This window comes from Aliikangiella maris (assembly GCF_040719265.1).
In the GTDB taxonomy this organism is placed as follows: domain Bacteria; phylum Pseudomonadota; class Gammaproteobacteria; order Enterobacterales; family Kangiellaceae; genus Aliikangiella; species Aliikangiella maris.
Genome location: NZ_JBFDAH010000031.1, coordinates 41,643 through 49,771, shown reverse-complemented (window position 1 = coordinate 49,771; position 8,129 = coordinate 41,643). Strand labels below are relative to the sequence as shown.

Below are 8,129 nucleotides of genomic sequence, written 5' to 3'. Positions count from 1 at the left end.
TGCTTTCGCTTTTCGTTGAAGCGGGGCGCGCATTATACAGCGCCTTTCGCCCTTGTCAACACTTTATTGAAATCTTTTTTCTTCAATAACTCGTTGACTTGCCAGAAGATTTTAGTCTTTCTCAATCTCCCGAAGTGGCGCGCATTATACAGTGCCTTCGCCACCTGTCAATCATTTAATGTCATTTATTTTTGCATTAAATCATTGCCTTTAAACTTCCAGTTCGTTTCTTCGTTTCCCCTCGAAGTGGACGCGCATTATAGGCACTCCTCACAACTTCGCAACCTTTTTATGAAACTTTTATTAAATTATTTTTATTCTGTTCAATTATCATTCTAGAAAACAATTTTTCGCTCAAAAAAGGTACAAGAACTGCTGTTAATTCGACCTTGGGAGATCATACAGAGTACTTTTTGAGCGAACAAACCTTGGATAATTTAAACGACTGCGCGACTGATTCGTTTAATAAAGATGTGAAATTTTTATTTTAATTCTCTAATTGTTGTTTTTTAATATCTAAACATCGCGATAAGCGCTAATCAATTCAGTCAATTTTCTAGCCTGGAATATTTTGGGAAAGAATAAACACGGAGGTATAGCTGTTTTATTAACCAGCCAACCTCTTTTTGCTTTAATTAATTATCCGTGACTTTTCGACAAACGCTTTTAATTGAATCTTTTTCAATTAATTTGGGTCTTTGGGAAAGAAAACCGACTGTTCTTCTCCGTTATCAGGCACATAAAAATCTCGTACATAGAATTTAAAGCGTAAATAAGTGATTTTTCTTGCGTCCCAGTTTAACCATGAAGAATCGCCCAAACAGTGCTTTATCTGCCGAGAAGCATTGATGGCTGTTCATATTGTCTTCAGCGCCCTTGGCTTCACCATTAATCTGTACTGCATTTCGACCCAGAGCATCTTTCACTTCTCTACCAGCTTTGACCATGCCACATTCCGCCAATAAGGTAGTTAAAGGTTTTTCTGCAAAATCAGCGGGTAGCTGACTTGTGGGCAACCCGTCTAGTGCAAGTTGCTCCAAATCATTTTCATTTAAATCTGCCAAAGTTCCCTGAAACATCGCTTCGGTAATACGCTGTGCAGCACTTAATCCTTCTTCTCCGTGCACTAATCGGGTTACTTCATTTGCCAAGATCCCTTGAGCTTTTGGACGTTCTCCTGAATTTTTATCCGCTTCTTCAATCGCTAGCACTTCACTTTCACTTAAAAAGGTGAAGTAGCGTAAAAACTTATAAACATCAGCATCAGCGGTATTTATCCAAAACTGGTAGAAAGCATATTGACTGGTTTTTTTCGGATCGAGCCAGATTGTACCCGTTTCAGTTTTACCAAACTTGGTACCGTCAGCTTTAGTCACTAATGGCAACGTTAACCCAAACACTTGCTGTTGGTTCATACGCCTGGTCAGATCAATTCCTCCAGTAATGTTGCCCCACTGATCACTGCCGCCAATTTGAATTGTACAATCGTGCCTTTTGTTGAGTTCGGCAAAATCATATGATTGTAGAATCATATAAGTGAATTCTGTAAATGAAATACCCGCGCCTTCACGCTCTATACGCTGTTTAACAGATTCTTTCTGGATCATAGCGTTTACAGAAAAGTGTTTACCGACATCTCTTAAAAAGTCAAGAACATCAACACCTTTAGTCCAATCAAGATTGTTGGCCACTACCGCTGAATTGTCGCCGCAATCAAAATCGACAAATCGACTGACCTGACGCTTTAAGCTTTCAACCCACCCCTCAACAACGTCTTGCGAGTTTAGCTGGCGTTCAGCCGCTTTGAATGATGGATCACCGATTAATCCGGTTGCACCACCTACCAATGCAATTGGCTTGTGTCCATATTGCTGAAAACGTTTAAGTGCCAGTAATGGGACCAAACTCCCAATATGCAAACTGTCTGCTGTAGGATCAAATCCGCAATAGACAACTTTCATGCCCTCTGCCAAATGTGCCTTAAGCTCATCTTCCGCAGTCATTTGCTGGATCATGCCTCTCCAGCCCAAATCTTGAATTAAATCTTGTTGTGCCATATTTTTACCAAAAGGAATTTATTCGAGTTAAATTTGTCAACATACTACAATTTTAATAAAACTCACTCAATGAGGAAATTTTATCATCGGATAACAGTCTGTTATGATTGTGCCTGATATCGCAATTTATATTTAATGTCGGTCTAAAGTAGATGAGCTGCCAGCAATATAAACATCAATATATCAGGCAAGATAACTCGTGATATAACAAGTTCATTTTTCAAAACGTTAAACTGACAATCCATACTCTAGCCATTGTGGCGAGTTAGATGATTTAAGCTGTATGATAAAACAAGATTACAAACCACAAAATAATAATGCGCTCTCTAAACGTTCGCATACTTTTAAAATACCAACCTGGATGACTCATCCGTTTTTGATTGGCGGCATGGCCGTATGTGTTTTAGCACTTGCCTGGGTGTTGTCAGTTGAACCGAGTGAATCAGAATCAATGTTAGTGGTTGAACAGGTAAATCAAGTCGTTGAAGAAAACAAACTATATAGCTCCCCTATCGAAATCGACCTCTCGTTAGAAAATAGTCAATCTTTTATACAAGCATTACCTGAAGACTCAGCCTCAACTCCGTTTATTGAAGATAAATGGCAAACAGAAACGATTAAAAAGGGAGATAATTTATCCCTGATTTTCAAGCGAATCGGACTCACCCCTCAACAGGTTCATCAAGTAATCTCGCTGGATGAAAATACCCAGTTACTGAAAAAGCTTATTCCTAGCAAAACCATTGCCTACAAACTTGATGATAACAACAATCTACAGGCATTAAAGTATATTATTAACATTCAGCAAACTTTGTACATCGATTCACAAAATGGGGAGCTCACCAGTAGAATTGACAATAAGGCTATAGAATATCGAACAGCCTATGCCTATGGCACCATTGATGATTCGTTATTTACCGCAGGTAAAAAAGCTGGGCTAACCGACTCTCAAGTCATGCAATTGGCAAATATTTTTGGTTGGGATATTGATTTTATTCTTGATATTCGCAAAGGTGACTCCTTTTCAATGTTGTATCAAGAAGAGTATATTGAAGGCGAAAAAATAGGTAATGGTGATATTTTAGCTGCTGAGTTTGTCAATCAAGGAAAGAGTTTTCAGGCAGTCAGATACATCGACAGTCGAGATAACAACAGTTATTACACACCCGATGGTATGAGTATGCGTAAAGCATTTTTACGTGCGCCGCTTAAATTTGCTTATATCAGCTCAAACTTTAAACCACGACGTTTTCACCCAATTTTGAAAAAGTGGAAAGCTCATCGGGGTATTGATTACCGTGCGCCAACCGGCACCCCGATACGTGCCGCGGGAGATGGGCGGGTGATTGCATCAAGCTATTCAAAGTATAATGGCAAGTATGTATTCATCCAGCATGGTCAAGGTATTGTCACCAAGTATTTGCATATGTCTAAGCGGGCAGTCAGTAATAATAAACGAGTTAAGCAAGGTCAGGTTATCGGCTATGTTGGCGCAACAGGACTGGCTGAAGCCCCTCATTTGCATTATGAATTTCTAGTTAATGGTGTTCACCGCAATCCACGGACAGTCAAATTACCCAAAGCAAAACCAATTGCCAAAGATGAAAAAGATCGCTTTTTAATCCATACTCGCCCTTGGATTGAGCAACTAGCTTCACGTAATCAATTAGTCAACAACACACAAAATATTGCCCCTTAATTATCCGGTATACTACTGAAATGATGCAACAGCCCAATAATATCGAAGCTGTTTTTTCACAAAGCTTGTCTACCTTATATACAGGACTCAACGATGCATCAACAAATTGATTCTCAATCAGAACGCTATATTGGTTTAATGTGTGGCACCAGTATTGACGGAGTGGATGTTGCGTTAGTCGATTTTTCAACAGGCCAGCCTCGCCTAGTCGATGCTTACTTACACCCAATTTCATCATCAATTAAGTCTAAACTACGTGCATTATGCAGCCTTGCCTCTCGTGAAAATCACTTACAGCAAGCCGAACACCGAATTGAGCTCCTTGGCGAGCTTGACCATGTGATGGGCGAAGTTTTTGCTGACTCAGTGAATGAATTTTTATTGCTTAAAAATATTGCCAAAGAATCAATTTGTGCCATTGGTAGCCACGGTCAAACAATTCGGCACCAACCGACCCTTCAATCCCCTTTTACGTTGCAAATCGGCGATCCCAACATTATTGCCTATCAAACCGGAATTATCACCGTTGCTGATTTTAGAAGGATGGATATGGCTGCTGGTGGTCAGGGAGCCCCATTAGCGCCTGCTTTTCATAATGCGACAATGCGTTCTTCACAAATTGACCGTTTAATTTTAAATTTGGGAGGTATTGCCAACGTCACCTGGCTGCCTAAAGATTCGGCCCAACAAGTGATAGGTTTTGATACTGGCACAGCCAATACGTTAATGGATGTTTGGTATTTACACAATCATCCGCAAAGTGAACAGGAATTTGATCAAGACAGTCATTATGCACGGCAAGGTCGATCACATCCCACATTACTCAAGCAACTACTTAAGGATCCTTATTTCGAATTACCGCCACCTAAAAGTACAGGCAGGGAATACTTTTCAATTGAGTGGTTACATCAACAGTTAAAGCAAGTTGGTGAAAATATATCGGCCGCCGATGTACAACGAACATTAATTGATTTCACCGCAATAAGCATTCGGTGGGCAATTGAGCAATTGGCGCTTCCTCATTATGAAATTTACAGTTGTGGCGGCGGCACACACAACCACTTTTTAATTGAACAAATAGAACAACAATTATCTCAAAAAATTAAGCCTACCGATGATATTGGTATCAGTGGAGATTATTTAGAGGCGATGACCTTTGCCTGGCTCGCCCGTCAACGGCTCAATCAACTCCCGGGTAACTTACCATCAGTTACCGGCGCTTTGGAAAAGAAGGTTTTGGGTGCGGTTTATTTACCCTAATCGATGTCATGATTTCCACCAATAAGTCGCTGAAAATTTGGTAGGCCACCAAGTCAACTGACGGCGTATGCTTAACTAATGTCAAAAGTTTTAACTTCACCTGAAACCGGGCAAGTAAACCTTAAATAAACTGAACGTAGCTGTAAATCTAGAGACTCAGAATCATCCTTAACATTTGCTACTGGCATTTGTGATTGGTAAAGACGATCACCAATAATTGGAAATCCGGCAGCAAAAAGATGCTGTCGAATTTGATGTTTTCGACCGGTTTCAATTTGCAGACGCAGCCAAGTTTGCTGCTTTGAATAGTCGTGTTTTATCTGTAAAACTCGGGTTAAGGCAGGCTTATTGTCAAGCGGCGAATCCAGCGTTATTAAACTTTCAGGCCAAAGACCGGCAACATTTGCCAGATAATGTTTTTCAACTTGTCGTTGCTCAAAAGCGTGTGCCAGCTGGCGGGCAATATTTTTTTGATGTGCAAGAATTATCAAACCACTGGTTGCTCTATCGAGCCGATGAACAAGAAAAGATTGGCGTTCAGGAAACTCATTGAGTTCAACCCACCGTGATATTGCCGAATGATCACCCCACTTTGTGCCTTGAGAAAACATACCAGCAGGCTTAATCCAGACACTGTAAGCGGCCTCATCGCTCAGTAGTTTAGCTGGGGGAACAGATAAAAATAAAATAGCCGTATCAAAATATAAATGAACTTCACTCCCCGCAGGAAGTACTTTTTTTGCGCGGCGTACACGCTGAGTCATTCGACCATTTGTTACCCAACAGGCACCATATTGCATAGCCAGCTTTAGTTTTTGTCGAGAAATCTGTGGCAGATTATTGGCAAGCACATCGATAGCTTGTTGCTCGTGTGCCAACACCCAGTGTTTTTCAAAACGCTCGGATTCCAAAATTCAGCAACCTGATGATGAGATTCTAATAGTATTAAATGAAGAAAGCATGGTGCAAATCAATTAAAATATTGCTCAATAAGCATTCAACGAGTCTCATGCTAGTCAATTTATACGATTGCCGAACAAGGCCAGCCATTGAAGTCATTAGCGCAGCGTTAAATGCCGTTGAATATAGAAAGATTAACGTAACAGTTAAGGTTAAGCTTTGTTGCTAAATTGAAAATGATGAGCCACAGCCACAGGTTGTTGTCGCATTTGGATTCTCCACAACAAATCGAGAACCATCCAAATCTTCTTTATAGTCCACTCTAGACCCAACCAAATACTGAAAACTCAGTGCATCGACAACTAACGAAACGCCATCCTTTTGAATAATCATATCGTCTTCGGCTTGTTTCTCATCGAATGAAAAGCCGTATTGAAATCCCGAGCAACCACCACCAGTTACATAAACTCGTAGCTTTAATGCTGCATTCTCTTCTTCGGTTATCAGCTCCTTGGCTTTTGAGCTGGCAGCCTCAGTAAAAATAATAGGACTGACTTTTGCTACGCCTGCATTTGACATTATTGGCTCTCAAATAAAATCGTGTCAAAGTTAATTATCGGAATTATTCCCTAAACATAAGGGTTTCGCAATGAGGAAATTACAGATCATAGCATTAAACTATTGATCTGCAATTTAACTACCAGAGAAGAATGAAAAATTAATTTTTTATCTCAAATCATTGATTACTGGCGTCAGCAGTAACTTCAGATTGCGGCTCACCCTTTATACTATCTTTTTTAGCGTCTTCTTTAGCACTCTTTAAATCTACTTTACCGTCTTTTTTCTGGTGTGAAATGAGTTTTGGCTTTTCTTCTTTGTGCAGCATTTGGCCGTTAACCTCTGCCCCCATCGCCATCTCAATCAATTTGTAGTAGACATTTCCTTCAATTCGCGCATCAGACATTAATTCAACATGCTCAAGTGCATGAACATCACCCTTAACGCGTCCAAAGATTAAAATATGCGGTACATTAATTTCACCTTCGATAAATCCGTTTTGCCCAACGGTTAATAGTGAGCTTTCAAACTCATCAGCGGTGACGTCGCCTTTTACATAGCCATCAATATAAAGCACACCTGTAAAATTAACATTACCAAGAATTTTGGTCTCTTTACTAATTAAAGTATCTGCCGCACCCGCTTTGGCGCGTGGAGAAGACTTTTTATTTCGACCGAACATTCGCTCTCTCCTAACTGTTCCAGTTAACTTGTTTTTGAACGGTTTGATTTTTGCGCAACCCGCGGGTTTTAGCCTGAATAAATACAGATTCTGCGGTGAAGCCTTCGGGCAATGAAAGCTCTCCTTCAATATTTTGAAAATATCGAAATTGAAACTCAAAATCTTTTGCTCCAAAAGCACCTAATTCATCAAATGTATATTCTTTATCAATACCTTGTAATTTACCGATAAGCCGAAGCTTAACTTCCCCTTTAAGAAATTGTTCCTGCTTTCCGGCCTGAGTAAGTACCAGTTTAAATTTAGGTACACCAGTCACCGTTTTATCAACATCAAATTCAGCAATTGTTAGCCCTTGAGCATCCAATTCAGGTGCCATAATGTTACGATAAAAACGTAGTTCAGACTCCAGTTCTTGCTGAACTTGCTGTAAATTTTTTACTGTTTCAACCAACTGTTGATTCGACAGGTTGTCGACTTTGGCTGATTGGGTCTGCATCACTAAGTGTTCATTGACTTCTTGATAAGCCTGCTGAAATTTTTTCAGTTCTTTTTCGAGGAAATTAGCTCTTTGACGAGCATTTTCCTGTTCAGCAAGCGCAAAATATTGTCCTAAATAGTAACTGATAACCAATAAAATCAGCGCGATCAAGCCAAAGCCAACGTACCAGCCCATAGTTTTTTGTTGGGTAATTATCAGCCCTGAATGTTTCATTCTTTACCTTTGAATATCCAAACTCGATATGTAACGTCTAAGTTTAACCTGAATAGCTAACAAAGCCTATGACTGTTCGACAAAAATCACATAAATTAATAGAATTCGCCGTTTTCATTTGTCTTTTTTATCAATAGGTTATATGCTCTTCTTAAAGTTAATTAGATAAATCATACATTTTGTAGTGATTTTTTATTTTTATTGTGACCCGTTGCGATAGCCCGTGCAGTAATAAATCGAACGATAAAATTTATATTTCGC

At 39.7% G+C, this 8,129-nt stretch carries 7 protein-coding genes; 2 read left to right on the top strand and 5 right to left on the bottom strand.

Going from position 1 to position 8,129, the window contains the following annotated elements:
• Positions 1 to 761: 761 nt before the first annotated feature.
• Positions 762 to 2,057 carry a tyrosine--tRNA ligase gene (tyrS, locus tag ABVT42_RS19635; RefSeq protein WP_353897575.1) on the bottom strand — a complete coding sequence of 432 codons (1,296 nt, stop codon included), beginning with the start codon at positions 2,055 to 2,057 and terminating at the stop codon, positions 762 to 764.
• 283 nt (positions 2,058 to 2,340) lie between these two features.
• Here tyrS and ABVT42_RS19630 point away from each other — a divergent pair, with 283 nt between their 5' ends.
• Positions 2,341 to 3,756, top strand: coding sequence for a peptidoglycan DD-metalloendopeptidase family protein (locus tag ABVT42_RS19630; RefSeq protein ID WP_353897576.1), 1,416 nt, complete (start codon positions 2,341 to 2,343; stop codon positions 3,754 to 3,756).
• Between the two features lie 93 nt (positions 3,757 to 3,849).
• Positions 3,850 to 5,016 carry an anhydro-N-acetylmuramic acid kinase gene (locus ABVT42_RS19625; protein ID WP_353897577.1) on the top strand — a complete coding sequence of 389 codons (1,167 nt, stop codon included), beginning with the start codon at positions 3,850 to 3,852 and terminating at the stop codon, positions 5,014 to 5,016.
• Positions 5,017 to 5,087: 71 nt separating this feature from the next.
• Here the strand turns inward: ABVT42_RS19625 and ABVT42_RS19620 are convergent, their stop codons facing one another.
• From ABVT42_RS19620 to ABVT42_RS19605, 4 genes are all read right to left on the bottom strand, one after another.
• On the bottom strand, positions 5,088 to 5,927 hold the full coding sequence (locus tag ABVT42_RS19620) for an RluA family pseudouridine synthase (RefSeq protein ID WP_353897578.1): 840 nt from the start codon (positions 5,925 to 5,927) through the stop codon (positions 5,088 to 5,090).
• A gap of 214 nt (positions 5,928 to 6,141) precedes the next feature.
• Positions 6,142 to 6,495 (bottom strand): iron-sulfur cluster insertion protein ErpA, encoded by a 354-nt coding sequence (gene erpA, locus ABVT42_RS19615; protein WP_353897579.1) that lies wholly within the window; start codon positions 6,493 to 6,495, stop codon positions 6,142 to 6,144.
• Between the two features lie 157 nt (positions 6,496 to 6,652).
• Positions 6,653 to 7,156 carry a bactofilin family protein gene (locus ABVT42_RS19610; protein ID WP_353897580.1) on the bottom strand — a complete coding sequence of 168 codons (504 nt, stop codon included), beginning with the start codon at positions 7,154 to 7,156 and terminating at the stop codon, positions 6,653 to 6,655.
• Positions 7,157 to 7,166: 10 nt separating this feature from the next.
• Positions 7,167 to 7,868, bottom strand: a complete 702-nt coding sequence (locus ABVT42_RS19605; RefSeq protein ID WP_353897581.1) for a DUF6776 family protein — start codon at positions 7,866 to 7,868, stop codon at positions 7,167 to 7,169.
• Positions 7,869 to 8,129 lie beyond the last annotated feature (261 nt).